Source organism: Pseudomonas fragariae (ex Marin et al. 2024) (assembly GCF_059621105.1).
In genome coordinates this window covers 5696688-5711309 of sequence record NZ_CM184369.1, presented here as the reverse complement: position 1 = coordinate 5711309, position 14622 = coordinate 5696688, and the positions used below count along the sequence as shown (strand labels likewise).

Annotated in this window: 14 protein-coding genes; 8 read left to right on the top strand and 6 right to left on the bottom strand. The window is 60.3% G+C overall.

Annotation, left to right across the window (positions count from 1 at the left end; translation table 11 throughout):
• Positions 1-92: 92 nt before the first annotated feature.
• The 3 genes from rsmD to AC54XV_RS24815 are packed head-to-tail and all read right to left on the bottom strand — an operon-like array spanning position 93 to position 3522.
• On the bottom strand, positions 93-683 hold the full coding sequence (gene rsmD / locus AC54XV_RS24825) for a 16S rRNA (guanine(966)-N(2))-methyltransferase RsmD (RefSeq protein WP_058823419.1): 591 nt from the start codon (positions 681-683) through the stop codon (positions 93-95).
• Complete coding sequence (locus AC54XV_RS24820; RefSeq protein WP_060405814.1) at positions 683-2173, bottom strand: M16 family metallopeptidase; 1491 nt, start codon at positions 2171-2173, stop codon at positions 683-685. The genes rsmD and AC54XV_RS24820 overlap by 1 nt, the downstream gene beginning before the upstream one ends.
• Positions 2170-3522, bottom strand: coding sequence for a M16 family metallopeptidase (locus AC54XV_RS24815; protein ID WP_496717341.1), 1353 nt, complete (start codon positions 3520-3522; stop codon positions 2170-2172). The genes AC54XV_RS24820 and AC54XV_RS24815 overlap by 4 nt, the downstream gene beginning before the upstream one ends.
• A gap of 255 nt (positions 3523-3777) precedes the next feature.
• Here AC54XV_RS24815 and ftsY point away from each other — a divergent pair, with 255 nt between their 5' ends.
• The 4 genes from ftsY (at position 3778) to rpoH (ending at position 7949) form a co-directional block, all read left to right on the top strand.
• A complete protein-coding gene (gene ftsY, locus AC54XV_RS24810) occupies positions 3778-5277 on the top strand; it encodes a signal recognition particle-docking protein FtsY (RefSeq protein ID WP_496717339.1) in 1500 nt (499 codons plus the stop codon).
• Positions 5274-5945 (top strand): cell division ATP-binding protein FtsE, encoded by a 672-nt coding sequence (gene ftsE / locus AC54XV_RS24805; RefSeq protein WP_002555631.1) that lies wholly within the window; start codon positions 5274-5276, stop codon positions 5943-5945. Before ftsY ends, ftsE begins: the two co-directional genes overlap by 4 nt.
• Positions 5942-6976: a permease-like cell division protein FtsX gene (gene ftsX, locus AC54XV_RS24800; protein WP_003402234.1), complete on the top strand. Its 1035-nt coding sequence runs from the start codon at positions 5942-5944 to the stop codon at positions 6974-6976. The genes ftsE and ftsX overlap by 4 nt, the downstream gene beginning before the upstream one ends.
• 118 nt (positions 6977-7094) lie before the next feature.
• The gene (gene rpoH, locus AC54XV_RS24795; protein ID WP_003402233.1) at positions 7095-7949 is read left to right on the top strand and encodes an RNA polymerase sigma factor RpoH; all 855 of its coding nucleotides are present in this window, start codon (positions 7095-7097) and stop codon (positions 7947-7949) included.
• Between the two features lie 1682 nt (positions 7950-9631).
• Here rpoH and mtgA read toward each other — a convergent pair.
• Positions 9632-10342, bottom strand: a complete 711-nt coding sequence (gene mtgA, locus AC54XV_RS24790; RefSeq protein ID WP_003402232.1) for a monofunctional biosynthetic peptidoglycan transglycosylase — start codon at positions 10340-10342, stop codon at positions 9632-9634.
• Positions 10343-10422: 80 nt separating this feature from the next.
• Between mtgA and AC54XV_RS24785 the strand changes: the two genes are divergently transcribed.
• The 4 genes from AC54XV_RS24785 (at position 10423) to trmB (ending at position 12709) form a co-directional block, all read left to right on the top strand.
• Positions 10423-10803 carry a DUF423 domain-containing protein gene (locus AC54XV_RS24785; protein ID WP_011269203.1) on the top strand — a complete coding sequence of 127 codons (381 nt, stop codon included), beginning with the start codon at positions 10423-10425 and terminating at the stop codon, positions 10801-10803.
• A gap of 114 nt (positions 10804-10917) precedes the next feature.
• Positions 10918-11118 carry a sulfur carrier protein ThiS gene (gene thiS, locus AC54XV_RS24780; RefSeq protein WP_003402231.1) on the top strand — a complete coding sequence of 67 codons (201 nt, stop codon included), beginning with the start codon at positions 10918-10920 and terminating at the stop codon, positions 11116-11118.
• 51 nt (positions 11119-11169) lie between these two features.
• Positions 11170-11964: a thiazole synthase gene (locus AC54XV_RS24775; RefSeq protein ID WP_003304387.1), complete on the top strand. Its 795-nt coding sequence runs from the start codon at positions 11170-11172 to the stop codon at positions 11962-11964.
• 97 nt (positions 11965-12061) lie between these two features.
• Positions 12062-12709, top strand: coding sequence for a tRNA (guanosine(46)-N7)-methyltransferase TrmB (gene trmB, locus AC54XV_RS24770; RefSeq protein WP_213582310.1), 648 nt, complete (start codon positions 12062-12064; stop codon positions 12707-12709).
• 49 nt (positions 12710-12758) lie between these two features.
• On the opposite strand, the gene AC54XV_RS24765 is transcribed toward trmB, so the two are convergent.
• On the bottom strand, positions 12759-13817 hold the full coding sequence (locus AC54XV_RS24765; protein WP_003402229.1) for an HAD family hydrolase: 1059 nt from the start codon (positions 13815-13817) through the stop codon (positions 12759-12761).
• A gap of 190 nt (positions 13818-14007) precedes the next feature.
• The gene (locus AC54XV_RS24760) at positions 14008-14520 is read right to left on the bottom strand and encodes a dihydrofolate reductase (RefSeq protein ID WP_003402228.1); all 513 of its coding nucleotides are present in this window, start codon (positions 14518-14520) and stop codon (positions 14008-14010) included.
• Positions 14521-14622: the final 102 nt, after the last annotated feature.

Genomic DNA, 14622 nt, shown 5'->3' with positions numbered 1-14622 from the left:
CGTTCCGCACGCTCCAGCGTGGGAATGCCGTTCATGACGCTCTGCGTCGTCAAGACCTGCATGCCAAACGCGGAGCATTGGTACGTGAGCTGTCAGGCCTGGCCCCGCTGCCACAACGCGTAATACACCTGCCCGGCCTTTTTCTCGCGGTGCAATCGCCAGCTGCCCGGCAAGCCGGTGGTCGATGGCGGGGTTTCGCTTTCGGTGTAGATCCAGGCGGTGTCGGCCAGCCAGCCGTGGCTTTCCAGCAGGTTGCAGGCTGAAGCCAGCAGGCCCTGATGGAAGGGCGGGTCGAGGAATACGACGTCGAAGGGCGAGGCGGTGGCGGTTTCCAGATGGCGCAGGGCGTCGGTCTGGGAGACCTGGCCGCTGGCGCAGTTCAGGGCATTGAGGTTCTGGCGCAGGCTGGCGATGGCCGCGGCGTTGCTGTCCAGCGCCAGGCCCATGCTGGCACCACGCGACAGGGCCTCGAAAAACAGCGCGCCGCTGCCGGTGAAGACATCCAGTACCCTGGCGCCGGCAATGTAAGGCGCGAGCCAGTTGAACAGGGTTTCGCGCACGCGGTCCGGCGTCGGGCGCAAGCCGGGTGCGTCGGGGAAGGTCAGGCGGCGGCTGCCCCATTCTCCGCCGATGATACGAAGCTGACCCAGGCCGTTGTGGCCCTTCGGACGTGGATTGGCCATCAGTGTTCCGGGACCCCTGCAGGTTGGCGGACGGGTTTGTCGGTCGGCGCCGGCAATGGTTTTTGCTCAACGGTAGGACCCACGGTGACGATGACCATCTTGTCGGCGCTCAGGTGCTTGCTCATGGCTGCTTTCACCTGTTCGACGGTCACGTTCTGGGCGGCGGCCATGTAGTCCTCGAGGTAGGTCAACGGCAGGTTGTAGAAGCCGATGGCACCCAACTGACCCACGATGGCCGAATTGCTGGCTGCGGTCAGCGGGAAGCTGCCGGTCAGTTCGCGCTTCACATCGTCGACTTCTTTCTGCGTGGGACCGTTGGCGAGGAAGTCGCGAACGATGTCCTGCACCAGCTTGAGGGTGTTTTCGCTCATTTCCGCACGCGTCTGCAGGCCGATCATGAACGGCCCCGCCACCTGCATGGCGGTGAAGCCGGAAGACACGCCGTAGGTCAGGCCACGTTTTTCCCGCACTTCGGTCATCAGCCGGCTGCCGAAGCCGCCACCGCCCAGTACCGAGTTACCCACGGTCAGTGCTGCATAGTCGGGGTCGTTGCGATCGACACCCAACTGCGCGAGCATCAGGTGCGTCTGGTTGGAGGCAAATTCGATGTGCGTGGTGCCGGCCTTGGGCTCGACCGGGTCAGCGACCTTGGCCAGCGCCGGGCCTTTGGGCAACGAGGCCGAGACCTGTGCCGCGATGGCCTGCGCTTCGTCTCGCGACAGGTCGCCGACCAGGGCAATCACCGCATTGCCCGCCGCGTAGCCTTTGGCGTGGAATGCCTTGAGCTGAGCCAGGGTAATGGCGTTGACGCTCTTGGCGTCGCCTTCGCTCGGATGAGCGTAGGGGTGATCGCCATACAGACGATTGAACAGCTCCTTGCTGGCGATAGCGCCGGGGCTCTGTTTCTGAGTCTCGAAGCTGGCGATCAACTGGTTCTTGATGCGGGCCAGGGAGTCGGCAGGGAAGGTGGGCTTGCCCACCACCTCACTGAACAGCTTCAGGGCCGGATCGCGCTTGTCCGCAGCACTCAGGCTGCGCAGCGAGGCCACCGCCATGTCGCGGTAGGACCCGTTGCTGAAGTCGGCGCCCAGGCCTTCGAATCCCTGGGCGATGGCGTTGACGTCCTTGCCTTTGATGCCCTCGTTGAGCATGGCGTTGGTCAGCAGGGCAATGCCGGGCGATTTCTGGTCCTGGCTGCTGCCGGCGGCGAACGTCAGGCGCATGTCGAACATCGGCAATTCGCGGGATTCCACGAACAGCACGCGGGCGCCCTCGGCGGTATTCCAGGTCTGGATATTCAGGGCGCGACGGGCCGGAGCCTTGCCGTCCAGTTCCTTGAGGGTCTGCAGGTTGCTGCCCAGCGCGGGAGCGGCCTGGCTCTGCTCGGCAGGGGCGTCGTCGGCCAGGGCCGGCAGTGCGAAAAAGGCACCGAGCGAACCGGCCAGGATCAGGCCAAGCAGCGCATGACGTGGAGCATTGCGCGTGATCATTTGGCTTTCTCCTCAGGCAGAACGTGCGCAACGCTGAGGCGCTCACGGGTGAAATAGGTGTTGGCAGCTTTCTGGATGTCTTGCGGGGTCACGCTCTGCAGCGCCTCCAGTTCATTGTCCATCAGCTTCCAGGACAGACCGACGGTTTCCAGCTCTCCGATCATGGTCGCCTGGCTGGTGATCGAGTCGCGCTCATAGACCACACCGGCAATGACCTGAGCCCGGACACGCTCCAGCTCCTCGGCGGACGGTGCCTTGGTTTTCAGCTCATCGAGCAGGCGCCAGATCCCGGCTTCCACATCGGCCAGGGTTTTCTTCTTCTGCTGGTTGGGTGTGGCGCTGATCATGAACAGGCTGTCGCCGCGAGCGAACGCGTCGTAACGCGACGAGGCACCGGAGACCAGCTCTTCGCCACGTTCCAGGCGTGCGGGAATGCGTGCGCTGTAACCACCGTCGAGCAGCGCTGCGATAAGGCGCAGGGCGTTCGCCGAACGTGGATCTTCAGCGGTTGCGACACTCGGTACGTTGAAGCCGTAGATCAGGCTCGGCAACTGGGTTTTGACGTGCAGGGTGATCTTGCGCTCGCCAGGTTCGGCCAGTTCAAGCGGTTTTTTCGAAGGCGGTACAGCGCGGCGCGGGATCGCCCCGAAGAAACGCTCTGCCAGGGCTTTGACGTCGTCCGGCAGCACATCGCCGACCACCACCAGCGTGGCGTTGTTCGGCGCATACCAGGATTCGTACCAGTGGCGCAGTTCTTCGACCTTCATGCGCTCCAGGTCCGCCATCCAGCCGATGGTCGGCGTGTGGTAGCCGCTGGCAGGGTAGGCCATCGCCTTGAAGCGCTCGAACGCCTTGCCCATTGGCTGGTCATCGGTACGCAGGCGACGTTCCTCCTTGATGACCTCGATCTCGCGGCTGAACTCGTCGGCGGGCAATTTCAGGGTTGCCATGCGATCGGCTTCCAGCTCCAGCGCGACGCTCAGGCGGTCACGCGCCAGTACCTGGTAATAGGCGGTGTAGTCGTCGCTGGTGAACGCATTCTCTTCAGCGCCCAGATCGCGCAGAATCAGCGAAGACTCGCCCGGTCCGGTTTTGCTGCTGCCTTTGAACATCATGTGTTCAAGTGCGTGGGACAGACCGGTCTGTCCCGGCGTCTCGTAGCTGGAGCCGACCTTGTACCAGATCTGCGAAACCACCACCGGAGCGCGGTGGTCTTCGCGGACAACAACCTTCAGGCCATTGTCGAGGGTGAATTCGTGAGTCGGTTGCGGATCGGCAGCCAATGCTGTCAAAGGCAGACAAATTGTGCTGAGCAGCAGGCCTGCGGCGCGGCGGGCTAAAGCATTCATTCGTAGTTTGAACCTGTAGGACGGCCCGCGTGAACTTAGCGTCGGCGGGCGCGGGGGTGTTAGGATACTGATCCGTTTGCTTCAGAGACAGCCTTCACTGGCCGATTGCGAGTGAAACCTGTCTGAAACGCAGGTAAAGGTAGCTGCACAAGCGGCCGGTGAGTGAACAAGAAGTCCTAAACGCAGTCTGTTTTGCATGTCAGAATTTTCCGGGTCGCCCTCTGGCGCCCCGCAACCTTGAGATAGCCGTCATCCATGTTTGGTTCCAACGACGACAAGAAGACCCCAGCCGAGGCTGGAGAGAAGAAAGGCCTGTTCGGATGGCTGCGCAAGAAGCCGCAGCAAACCGAGCCGAAGCCAGCAGAATCATCCCCGATGCAACCCGACCCGATCGCCGATCAGGTTGCCGCGACGCCGCAGGTTGAGCCTCATGTTGCCTCGCAATCGGTGCCTGAAGTCACTGTCGAAGCAGCTGCGCCTGCATCGCAACTGCATGTGGAGCCCGGCGCGCCTTCGCCTCAGCCCTGGCTGACCTTGCCGGTGACCGAAGAGCCGGTGGCCTTGAGCGACGAGCGCGAGCCGCATGTCACGCCGGCCATCCCTGAACAAAGCCATGCCCCTGTTGCGCCCGAGCCGCTGGAGCCTGAACCCGTCGTAGCGGAGCCTGTGGCGGATATCGTGCCGCTCGGGATGCCTGAGCCGGTGCTGGTTCAGCCTGTTGCAGAGCCAGAGCCAGTCGTCGCGCAGGCAGTGCCGCAACCGGTTCAGCCTGCTGCGCAGGCGCTTGCAGTGCCTGCTCCGGCACCCGAGCCAGAAACCGGCAAGGTCGGCTTCTTTGCACGCCTCAAGCAGGGCTTGTCGAAGACCAGTGCCAGCATCGGCGAAGGCATGGCCAGCCTGTTTCTGGGCAAGAAGGCCATCGATGACGACCTGCTCGAAGAAATCGAAACCCGTCTGCTGACCGCCGATGTCGGCGTTGAAGCCACCTCGGTCATCATCAAGAGCCTGACCCAGAAGGTCGCGCGCAAGCAGTTGACCGACGCCCAGGCACTGTACACCTCGTTGCAGGGTGAGTTGGCCGCGATGCTCAAGCCTGTCGAGCAACCGCTGGTGATCAAGGCCGAACACAAGCCGTTCGTGATTCTGGTGGTCGGCGTCAATGGCGCGGGCAAGACCACGACCATTGGCAAGCTGGCCAAGAAGCTGCAACTGGAAGGCAAGAAGGTCATGCTGGCGGCGGGCGACACATTCCGTGCTGCAGCCGTCGAGCAATTGCAGGTCTGGGGTGAGCGTAATCACATACCGGTCATCGCCCAGCACACCGGTGCCGACTCGGCTTCTGTCATCTTCGACGCCGTGCAGGCCGCCAAGGCTCGTGGCATCGACGTCCTGATCGCCGACACCGCTGGCCGTCTGCACACCAAGGACAACCTGATGGAGGAGTTGAAGAAGGTTCGCCGCGTGATCGGCAAGCTGGACGCAGACGCTCCTCACGAAGTCCTGCTGGTCCTCGATGCGGGCACCGGGCAGAACGCTATCAATCAGGCCAAGCAGTTCAACCAGACCGTCACGCTGACCGGGCTGGCGCTGACCAAGCTGGATGGCACCGCCAAGGGCGGCGTGATTTTCGCCCTGGCCAAGCAGTTCGGCTTGCCAATTCGCTATATCGGCGTCGGTGAAGGTATCGATGATCTGCGTACCTTCGAGGCCGAACCCTTTGTTCAGGCACTGTTTGCGGAGCGGGAGCGTCCATGATTCGATTCGAGCAGGTCGGTAAGCGCTACCCGAATGGACACGTCGGGTTGCATGAACTGAGCTTTCGAGTACGTCGCGGCGAGTTTTTGTTCGTCACCGGGCATTCCGGTGCCGGCAAAAGCACGCTGCTGCGCCTGTTGCTGGCCATGGAGCGTCCGACCACCGGCAAACTGATGCTGGCCGGTCAGGACCTTGGGCAAATCAGCAACGCACAAATCCCGTTTCTGCGTCGCCAGATCGGCGTGGTGTTCCAGAATCATCAGTTGCTGTTCGATCGCACGGTGTTCAACAACATCGCGTTGCCCTTGCAGATCCTCGGCTTGTCCAAGCCCGAGATCGCCAAGCGGGTCGACTCGGCGCTTGAGCGGGTGGCGTTGTCCGACAAGGCCGAGCTGTACCCCGGTGACCTCTCTACCGGTCAGCAACAGCGTGTCGGCATTGCCCGCGCCATCGTTCACCGCCCGGCCCTGCTGCTCGCCGATGAACCGACCGGTAACCTCGACCCACGCCTGGCAGCGGAAATCATGGGTGTTTTTGAAGATATCAACCGACTGGGGACCAGCGTGCTGATCGCCAGTCACGACCTTGCATTGATCGCCCGCATGCGCCATCGCATGCTGACCCTGCAGCGCGGTCGTCTGATCGGTGACGGGGAGGCCGGAGTATGAGTGCCACACGCAGCCCCAAGGTTTCAGAGCGCGTCGCGCCCAAAGCCGCCGATCCAGTGCCGCCGAAACAGAAAAAGCAGCGCCACGACCACGATGACGACGGCCCTGATTTCAGCGCGCTGTTGTCTGCCTGGCTGGAAAGCCATCGCTCCAGTCTGCTGGACAGCCTGCGCCGTCTGGGCAAGCAACCGATTGGCAGCTTCTTTACCTGTCTGGTCATGGCGATTGCCTTGAGCCTGCCGATGGGCTTGTCGTTGCTGCTGAGCAATGTCGAGCGTCTGGGAGGTTCGTGGCAGCGCGCGGCGCAGATTTCGATCTACCTGAACCTGGATGCCAGCACCGCTGATGGCACTCGCCTGCGCGATGAAATCAAGGCGATGCCCGGCGTGGCAGATGCCGAGTACATCAGCAGCGAACAGGCGTTGGGCGAGTTCAAGCAACAGTCCGGGCTGGGCGAGGCGCTCAAGGAATTGCCGGAGAACCCGCTTCCGGGCGTGGTGCTGGTGACGCCGGACGAAGTGGACAAGCCTGCGCTGGAAGCCTTGCGTACGCGACTGGCCCAATTGCCTAAAGTAGAGCAGGCGCAGCTGGACCTGGTCTGGGTCGAAAGACTGGCCGCGATCCTCAAACTGGGTGATCGGTTCGTTTTCGGCTTGACGGTTTTGCTGGTCTCGGCTTTGCTGTTAGTAATTGGTAACACAATTCGTCTACACATTGAAAACCGCCGAATCGAAATCGAAGTCATCAAGCTGGTGGGCGGTACCGACAGCTACGTGCGCAGGCCCTTCCTTTATATGGGCGCGCTGTACGGCTTCGGGGCAGGCATTCTGTCCTGGGGCGTTCTGGCTTATGGCCTGAACTGGCTGAACGGCGCGGTCGTCGGGCTGGCAGGTCTCTATGGCAGTGACTTCGCGCTGGCCGGTGTGCCGATGGGTGATGGTCTTTCCCTCTTGCTTGGAGCGGTTCTGTTAGGGTATATCGGTGCCTGGATTGCGGTGGCCCGACATCTTCGTGAACTGGCGCCCCGGTAGAGCCACATTATTGTTTCACCAGGCTGGCCTCTGAAAATCAAGGAACTTGGTTAGCGGTTCCGGGTCAATCTGGCTAATGCTGAACTGCACATAACCTGTGCGCTGGAGGTTTTTTCGTATGACCACTTCTTTGCAACCTGCTTATGCTTTAGTCCCGGGTGCAAACCTCGAGGCCTATGTGCAAACGGTCAACAGCATTCCATTGCTGACGCCCGAGCGGGAGCGTGAACTGGCTGAGAGTCTCTACTATGAGCAGGATCTGGACGCGGCCCGACAAATGGTCCTCGCCCACCTGCGCTTTGTCGTGCACATCGCTCGCAGTTATTCGGGTTACGGTCTGGCTCAGGCTGACCTGATCCAGGAAGGTAATGTCGGTCTGATGAAGGCCGTGAAGCGTTTCAACCCGGAAATGGGCGTGCGTCTGGTGTCTTTTGCCGTGCACTGGATCAAGGCCGAAATTCACGAGTTCATCCTGCGCAACTGGCGCATCGTCAAGGTCGCCACGACCAAGGCGCAGCGCAAATTGTTCTTCAACCTGCGCAGCCAGAAGAAGCGTCTGGCCTGGCTGAACAACGATGAAGTGCATCGCGTCGCGGAAAGCCTGGGCGTCGAACCGCGTGAAGTGCGGGAGATGGAAAGCCGTCTGACCGGCCATGACATGGCCTTTGACCCGGCCGCCGAAGCGGATGACGACAGCGCGTTCCAGTCGCCGGCCAATTATCTGGAAGACCACCGCTACGACCCGGCGCGTCAACTGGAAGATTCCGACTGGACCGACAACTCCACCGCCAATCTGCATCAGGCGCTGGACGTGCTGGACGAACGCAGCCGCGACATTCTCTACCAGCGCTGGCTGGCAGAAGAAAAAGCCACGCTGCACGACCTGGCGCAGAAGTACAACGTCTCCGCGGAGCGTATTCGTCAGCTGGAAAAAAGCGCGATGAACAAGCTCAAGACGTCGATCGCCGCGTAAGGCTACCCGGCAACGAAAAACGCCCCGAGATGATCGGGGCGTTTTTGTTTGTGTATCAGCTATCGTGCGGCGCTCTGCGTCCTCTTTGTGACGCAGAGCGTCACTAACTGCATAGTTTTGTAGGAGCGAACTTGTTCGCGAAAGGGCCCGTATAGTCGCAGAGGATTTGTCGTTCGAAACAATGCCTTCGCGAACAAGTTCGCTCCTACAAAAGCCCGTTCTCATGCCCGAACGTAGGAGCGAACTTGTTCGCGAAAGGGCCAGTACAGTCGCAAAAGATTCGTCGTTTGAAACAATGCCTTCGCGAACAAGTTCGCTCCTACAAAAGCCATCCGGCTCTCATGCCCAAACGTAGGAGCGAACTTGTTCGCGAAAGGGCCAGTACAGTCGCAAAAGATTCGTCGTTTGAAACAATGCCTTCGCGAACAAGTTCGCTCCTACAAAAGCCATCCGGCTCCCATGTCCAAACGTAGGAGCGAACTTGTTCGCGAAAGGGCCCGTACAGTCGCAGAAGATTTGGCGTTCGGAACAATGCCTTCGCGAACAAGTTCGCTCCTACAAAAGCCATCCGGCTCCCATGCCCAAACGTAGGAGCGAACTTGTTCGCGAAAGGGCCCGTATAGTCGCAGAAGATTTGTCGTTCGAAACAATGCCTTCGCGAACAAGTTCGCTCCTACAAAAGCCATCCGGCTCCCATGCCCAAACGTAGGAGCGAACTTGTTCGCGAAAGGGCCCGTACAGGCGCCGAAGATTTGGCGTTCGGAACAATGCCTTCGCGAACAAGTTCGCTCCTACAAAAGCCATCCGGCTCCCATGCCCAAACGTAGGAGCGAACTTGTTCGCGAAAGGGCCCGTACAGTCGCGGAAGATTCGTCGTTTGAAACAAAGCCTTCGCGAACAAGTTCGCTCCTACAAAAGCCATCCGGCTCTCATGCCCAAACGTAGGAGCGAACTTGTTCGCGAAAGGGCCAGTACAGTCGCAAAAGATTCGTCGTTTGAAACAATGCCTTCGCGAACAAGTTCGCTCCTACAAAAGCCATCCGGCTCCCATGTCCAAACGTAGGAGCGAACTTGTTCGCGAAAGGGCCCGTACAGTCGCAGAAGATTTGTCGTTCGAAACAATGCCTTCGCGAACAAGTTCGCTCCTACAAAAGCCATCCGGCTCTCATGCCCAAACGTAGGAGCGAACTTGTTCGCGAAAGGGCCCGTACAGGCGCCGAAGATTTGGCGTTCGGAACAAAGCCTTCGCGAACAAGTTCGCTCCTACAAAAGCCATCCGGCTCCCATGCCCAAACGTAGGAGCGAACTTGTTCGCGAAAGGGCCCGTATAGTCGCAGAGGATTTGTCGTTCGAAACAATGCCTTCGCGAACAAGTTCGCTCCTACAAAAGCCATCCGGCTCCCATGTCCAAACGTAGGAGCGAACTTGTTCGCGAAAGGGCCCGTATAGTCGCAGAAGATTTGTCGTTCGAAACAATGCCTTCGCGAACAAGTTCGCTCCTACAAAAGCCATCCGGCTCCCATGCCCAAACGTAGGAGCGAACTTGTTCGCGAAAGGGCCCGTACAGTCGCAAAAGATTCGTCGTTTGAAACAATGCCTTCGCGAACAAGTTCGCTCCTACAAAGGCCCGTTCTCATGCTCGAACGTAGGTAGCGAGAGGCCATTGAAACCGAGCGCAAACATCACCACCGACGGCTGCTGTTCAGCCCCTGCAGGTACTCATCCCCACCCAACTGACGCATCTGCTGACGAATCCAGCCTGCACGACGCGAGACGTAGCTGCTCGGGTGGCTGGCGCTCCACTGGCGCGGGTTGGGCAGGACGGCGGCGAGGTAGCTGGCCTGTTGCGCCGACAGTGCGCTGGCATTGGTGCGGAAGTGGTGTTGCGCCGCAGCCTGTGCGCCGAATACGCCTTCATCCCACTCGACACTGTTGAGGTACACCTCGAGGATGCGCTCCTTGGACCAGAGCAGCTCGATCAGCATGGTGAACCAGGCTTCCAGCCCCTTGCGCAGGTAGCTGCGGCCGGACCACAGGAACAGGTTTTTCGATACCTGCTGGCTGAGCGTGCTGGCCCCGCGTATCGAACCGCCACGCTCGTTGTGCAGAATGGCCGCTTGAATCGCGTCGACGTCGAAACCCCAGTGCTCGGCGAATTTCTGGTCTTCGCCGGCAATGACCGCGATTTTCAGATTGTCGGAGATTTTGTCCAACGGTTCCCAGTCGCGTTGCAGGTCGATAGGCTCGCCGTCGAACCAGGATTCTACCTTGCGCTCGACCATCAGCGCCGTGCCCGGTGGCGGCACCCAGCGCAGAACCAGAACCACGAGAACACTGCCTGCGGCGAACCACAGCAGGGCTTTGACGATGCGACGAAGAATAGACTGCAGCATAGAGATGGCTTGGCCGAACCCGTTGAGCGGGCCATTATACAGACCGTGCGCCTTTCGACGATTTTTCCCTGGAGTCCCTGATGCTTCGTAGCTTTTTGATGCTGGCCGCCTTCTTTGGCTTCACCGGTGTGGCCCTTGGCGCGTTTGCCGCCCACGGCCTCAAGGAACGCCTGAGTGCCGAGTACCTGGCGGTGTTCCACACGGGAGTGCTTTATCAGCTGATTCACGCGCTGGCCCTGCTCGGCGTGGCGATACTGGCAACGCACATCCCCGGACGCCTGGTCACCTGGGCCGGATTCTCCTTCGCGGTCGGTATTCTGCTGTTTTCCGGCAGCCTCTACGCCCTGACCCTCACCGGTTTCAGCAAGCTGGGCATCATCACGCCGTTCGGTGGTCTGGCCTTTCTGTTCGGCTGGTCGATGCTCGGGCTGGCGGCCTGGAGGCTGGGTTCGCCTCCTTGAGTATCTGCTCCCCGCAAAGCAGGCGCGCATGAGACGAATGGCGTGGCTTTGCCTTGGTCATACCGGCTGATCGGGCTAGAATGCTGGCCCCCCAAAAATGATGGCTGCTCTCGCATGCACATTCAGTTGAACGGCGAACCCTTTGAATTGCCCGATGGCGAAACCGTCGCGGCATTGCTGACCCGTCTGGACCTTGCAGGGCGCCGGGTCGCGGTGGAACTGAACCTGGATATCGTGCCGCGCAGTCAGCATGTGACGACCGTCCTGAGCGAAGGCGATCAGGTCGAAGTGGTGCATGCCATTGGCGGTGGCTAGTTCGCAATCCGCACTGCGCCCAACCCCATCTGCACGTTATGAGGATTTCCGATGAGCAATGTTCGCAGCGACAAGCCTTTCGTCCTGGCCGGTCGGACTTTCGAGTCGCGCCTGCTGGTGGGCACCGGCAAGTACATCGATATGGAACAGACCCGTCTGGCCATCGAAGCCTCGGGTGCCGAGATCGTCACCGTTGCCGTGCGCCGCACCAACCTGGGCCAGAACCCCGGCGAGCCGAACCTGCTGGACGTGCTGCCGCCTGATCGCTACACCATATTGCCGAACACCGCTGGCTGCTTCGATGCGACCGAGGCCGTGCGCACCTGCCGCCTGTCCCGGGAATTGCTCGACGGCCGCAACCTGGTCAAGCTCGAAGTGCTGGCCGATCAGAAAACCCTGTTCCCGAATGTGATCGAAACCCTCAAGGCCGCCGAGATCCTGGTCAAGGACGGCTTCGACGTGATGGTCTACACCAGTGATGACCCGATCATCGCCCGCCAGCTGGCCGAAATCGGCTGTATCGCGATCATGCCGCTGGCCGGCCTGATCGGCAGCGGTCTGGGCATCTGCAACCCGTACAACCTGCAGATCATTCTTGAAGAAACCAAAGTGCCGGTGCTGGTCGATGCCGGTGTCGGTACTGCCTCCGATGCCACCATCGCGATGGAACTTGGCTGTGAAGCCGTATTGATGAACTCGGCCATCGCCCACGCCCAGCAGCCGGTGATGATGGCTGAAGCCATGAAACACGCCGTAATTGCCGGTCGTCTGGCCTACCTCGCCGGGCGCATGCCACGAAAACTCTATGCCAGCGCGTCTTCGCCGCTGGATGGCCTGATCAAGTAAGAGCCCGTTGATGACTGATTCGCACGTTCCGCACCCAGAGTCGCCTGCTGTCGAAGAAGGCGAAGAGCGCCCGCACCGCCGCATCAAGAGTTTCGTGATGCGAGCCGGCCGCATGACCGAAGGTCAGCAGCGCGGCCTCGATCAAGGCCTCCCGTTGTATGGCCTGTCGCTGACTGACACGCCGGTGGATTTCGATCAGGTGTTCGGCCGCTCTGCGCCGCGCACGCTGGAAATCGGCTTCGGCATGGGCCACTCGCTGCTGGAAATGGCGGCTGCCGCTCCCGAGCACGACTTCATCGGTGTCGAGGTGCACTCTCCAGGCGTAGGCGCGCTGCTCAACGGCGTTCTGACCCAGGGGCTGACCAATGTGCGCGTCTACGATTGCGACGCCATTGAAGTGCTGAACCGCTGCGTTGCGGACAACAGCCTGGATCGTCTGATGCTGTTCTTCCCGGACCCGTGGCACAAGAGTCGTCACCACAAGCGGCGCATCGTGCAGCCTGAATTCGCCGCACTGGTGCGCAGCAAGCTGAAGGTCGGCGGGGTGTTCCACATGGCCACCGATTGGGGGCCTTACGCGGAATACATGCTGGAAGTGATGAGCGTGGCGCCCGGTTATCGCAACCAGGCTGAAGACAACCAGTACGTCCCGCGCCCTGCGGAACGGCCGATCACCAAGTTCGAGCGCCGTGGCGAGAAGCTCGGGCACGGCGTCTGGGATCTGAAGTTCGAAAAAGTCGACTGACCGGGATTGCGGGTTGGTAACAACCCGCAATCCCGCGATGTTGTGCCGCTTACTGAATCTCGTCCGGCTTGACGATCACCCAGTTCTTGTCCGCCGTAACCGGCAGTTTCTCCCTGGCCTGAGCTTCGGCATTGTCCTTGATCATGCCGTTCAGCTGGGTCATGTATTTGTCCTTGCGGTTGATCCACAAGTGCACGCCGCCCTTGCTCACGTCGACGCTGTGGAACAGCATGTAGCCGTCGCTGGTCGGGGTGTCGCCGCCGACCAGGACCGGTTTTTTCCACTGATCGATGTAAGTCAGAATGGCCGCCTGCTTGCCGGCCATCCAGGTCGCCGGGGTCCACAGATAAGGCGTCAGCTCCAGGCCCATATTGCTTTTCGGATCATACTTACCCGCCGTGATCTGCTTGCGTGCGGTGGTCAGCTCGCCGGTCTTGCGGTCCTTGAGCAGTGTGCTCACGCCGATCACATTCTGTGGTTTGACGTTGTAGCCGTACTTCGGATCGGCAGCGACCATGCGTACCAGCTCTTCGGACGCAGCGGTCATCACATACACCTCGATGCCGTTTTCCATCAGCTTGTTGTACAGCTCGGCCTGCCCGGTGAATACCCGCGGCGGCTCGACGTTGATTTGCTTGACGGTGTCGCCTTCGTAGTAGGTCGCAGGGATCGGCTTTTTCAGCGCCATCAGCTCATCGACGTAGCCCTTGAGCTCCTGAAGCGTAAAGCCGGAAAACACCTGCGCGACCCACGGGTAGCAGACCATGTCGTCTATTTCGCAAAGACGATAGTAGTAACTGAACAGGCTTTCCTTGTGCTCGGCGGTGTCTTTGAAGGGGATCAGCTTCAGCGAGGGATCGAGTGTTTCGCGGGTGATCAGGCCTTTGTTTTCCATGTACGGCAACAACGCTTCTTCGAGGTCGAAGCGGTAGCTGGTGTTGTCCATGTCGAAGACCGCGTAATTGCCCTTGTTGGCATTCGCCGCAATCATTGCGTCGAGCGCCTTGGCGGCAGGCTCGGGCCAATGCTTCAGTTCGGTGGCCGCGATAGCCTGGCTGGCAAGCCCGAAGCAGACGGCAGCGGCCAACAGTTTTGGCACGAGTTTCATAGGCGATTTCCCCTTGTCGAAAAAACGAAGGGGCAGACCGTAACAAATTATTGTGAAGGCAAAAGTACGTCAGCGACCCGAAAAAGGCCAAATGACGCCGTTTGCCCCTTTATTTGCGACGGTGAAACCAAAAACGACACTTTTGTTGCAGTTTTTCGTCATCGGTTGCAGTTGCGCCGAAAACCGCTGATCAGACGCGTTCCCAGACTTCGAAGTTGTAGGCAGGCTTGCCATCGACGGCGGCGTTTTCGGTGTTGGATACCAGCGCCCACTGCGCGGTATCGAACTCCGGAAACCACGCGTCGCCATCAGGGCTCAGCGCCACGCGAGTCAGGTACAGGCGATCGGCCTGAGGGAGGCCTTGGGCGTAAAGCTGCGCGCCGCCGATCAGCATCACCTCGTCGACACCCTGTTCCTGCGCCCACTGCTCGGCACGCACAACGGCGGCGTCCAGCGAAGCGAAGACTTCCGCGCCTTCAAGCTGCAGGTCAGTCTGGCGGCTGACCACCAGGTTGAGGCGGCCGGGCAGCGGGCGGCCCAACGAATCCCAGGTCTTGCGGCCCATGATGATCGGCTTGCCGAGCGTCGTGGCCTTGAAGTATTTGAAATCCCCCGGCAAATGCCAGGGCATGGAATTGTCGACGCCAATCACTCGGTTTTCACCGAGGGCGGCAATCAGGCTGAGGGGGAGATGAGTTTTCATGCCGCGAGGATATCAGAGGTCGCAGGGCAGGCGAATGAACTGACATGCGCCGTGCTCAGTCCCATGACTGCGGTTATGCTCACCGCTGAATTCAATCAAGAG

What these genes read in the sequence shown, in the direction of transcription:
- AC54XV_RS24765 (WP_003402229.1), bottom strand. Translation starts at nt 13,817, where the DNA reads ATGAAACTCGTGCCAAAACTGTTGGCCGCTGCCGTCTGCTTCGGGCTT.
- thiS (WP_003402231.1), top strand. Translation starts at nt 10,918, where the DNA reads ATGCACATTCAGTTGAACGGCGAACCCTTTGAATTGCCCGATGGCGAA.
- rpoH (WP_003402233.1), top strand. Translation starts at nt 7,095, where the DNA reads ATGACCACTTCTTTGCAACCTGCTTATGCTTTAGTCCCGGGTGCAAAC.
- ftsX (WP_003402234.1), top strand. Translation starts at nt 5,942, where the DNA reads ATGAGTGCCACACGCAGCCCCAAGGTTTCAGAGCGCGTCGCGCCCAAA.
- AC54XV_RS24815 (WP_496717341.1), bottom strand. Translation starts at nt 3,522, where the DNA reads ATGAATGCTTTAGCCCGCCGCGCCGCAGGCCTGCTGCTCAGCACAATT.
- trmB (WP_213582310.1), top strand. Translation starts at nt 12,062, where the DNA reads ATGCGAGCCGGCCGCATGACCGAAGGTCAGCAGCGCGGCCTCGATCAA.
- AC54XV_RS24760 (WP_003402228.1), bottom strand. Translation starts at nt 14,520, where the DNA reads ATGAAAACTCATCTCCCCCTCAGCCTGATTGCCGCCCTCGGTGAAAAC.
- AC54XV_RS24775 (WP_003304387.1), top strand. Translation starts at nt 11,170, where the DNA reads ATGAGCAATGTTCGCAGCGACAAGCCTTTCGTCCTGGCCGGTCGGACT.
- AC54XV_RS24820 (WP_060405814.1), bottom strand. Translation starts at nt 2,173, where the DNA reads ATGATCACGCGCAATGCTCCACGTCATGCGCTGCTTGGCCTGATCCTG.
- ftsY (WP_496717339.1), top strand. Translation starts at nt 3,778, where the DNA reads ATGTTTGGTTCCAACGACGACAAGAAGACCCCAGCCGAGGCTGGAGAG.
- AC54XV_RS24785 (WP_011269203.1), top strand. Translation starts at nt 10,423, where the DNA reads ATGCTTCGTAGCTTTTTGATGCTGGCCGCCTTCTTTGGCTTCACCGGT.
- ftsE (WP_002555631.1), top strand. Translation starts at nt 5,274, where the DNA reads ATGATTCGATTCGAGCAGGTCGGTAAGCGCTACCCGAATGGACACGTC.
- rsmD (WP_058823419.1), bottom strand. Translation starts at nt 683, where the DNA reads ATGGCCAATCCACGTCCGAAGGGCCACAACGGCCTGGGTCAGCTTCGT.
- mtgA (WP_003402232.1), bottom strand. Translation starts at nt 10,342, where the DNA reads ATGCTGCAGTCTATTCTTCGTCGCATCGTCAAAGCCCTGCTGTGGTTC.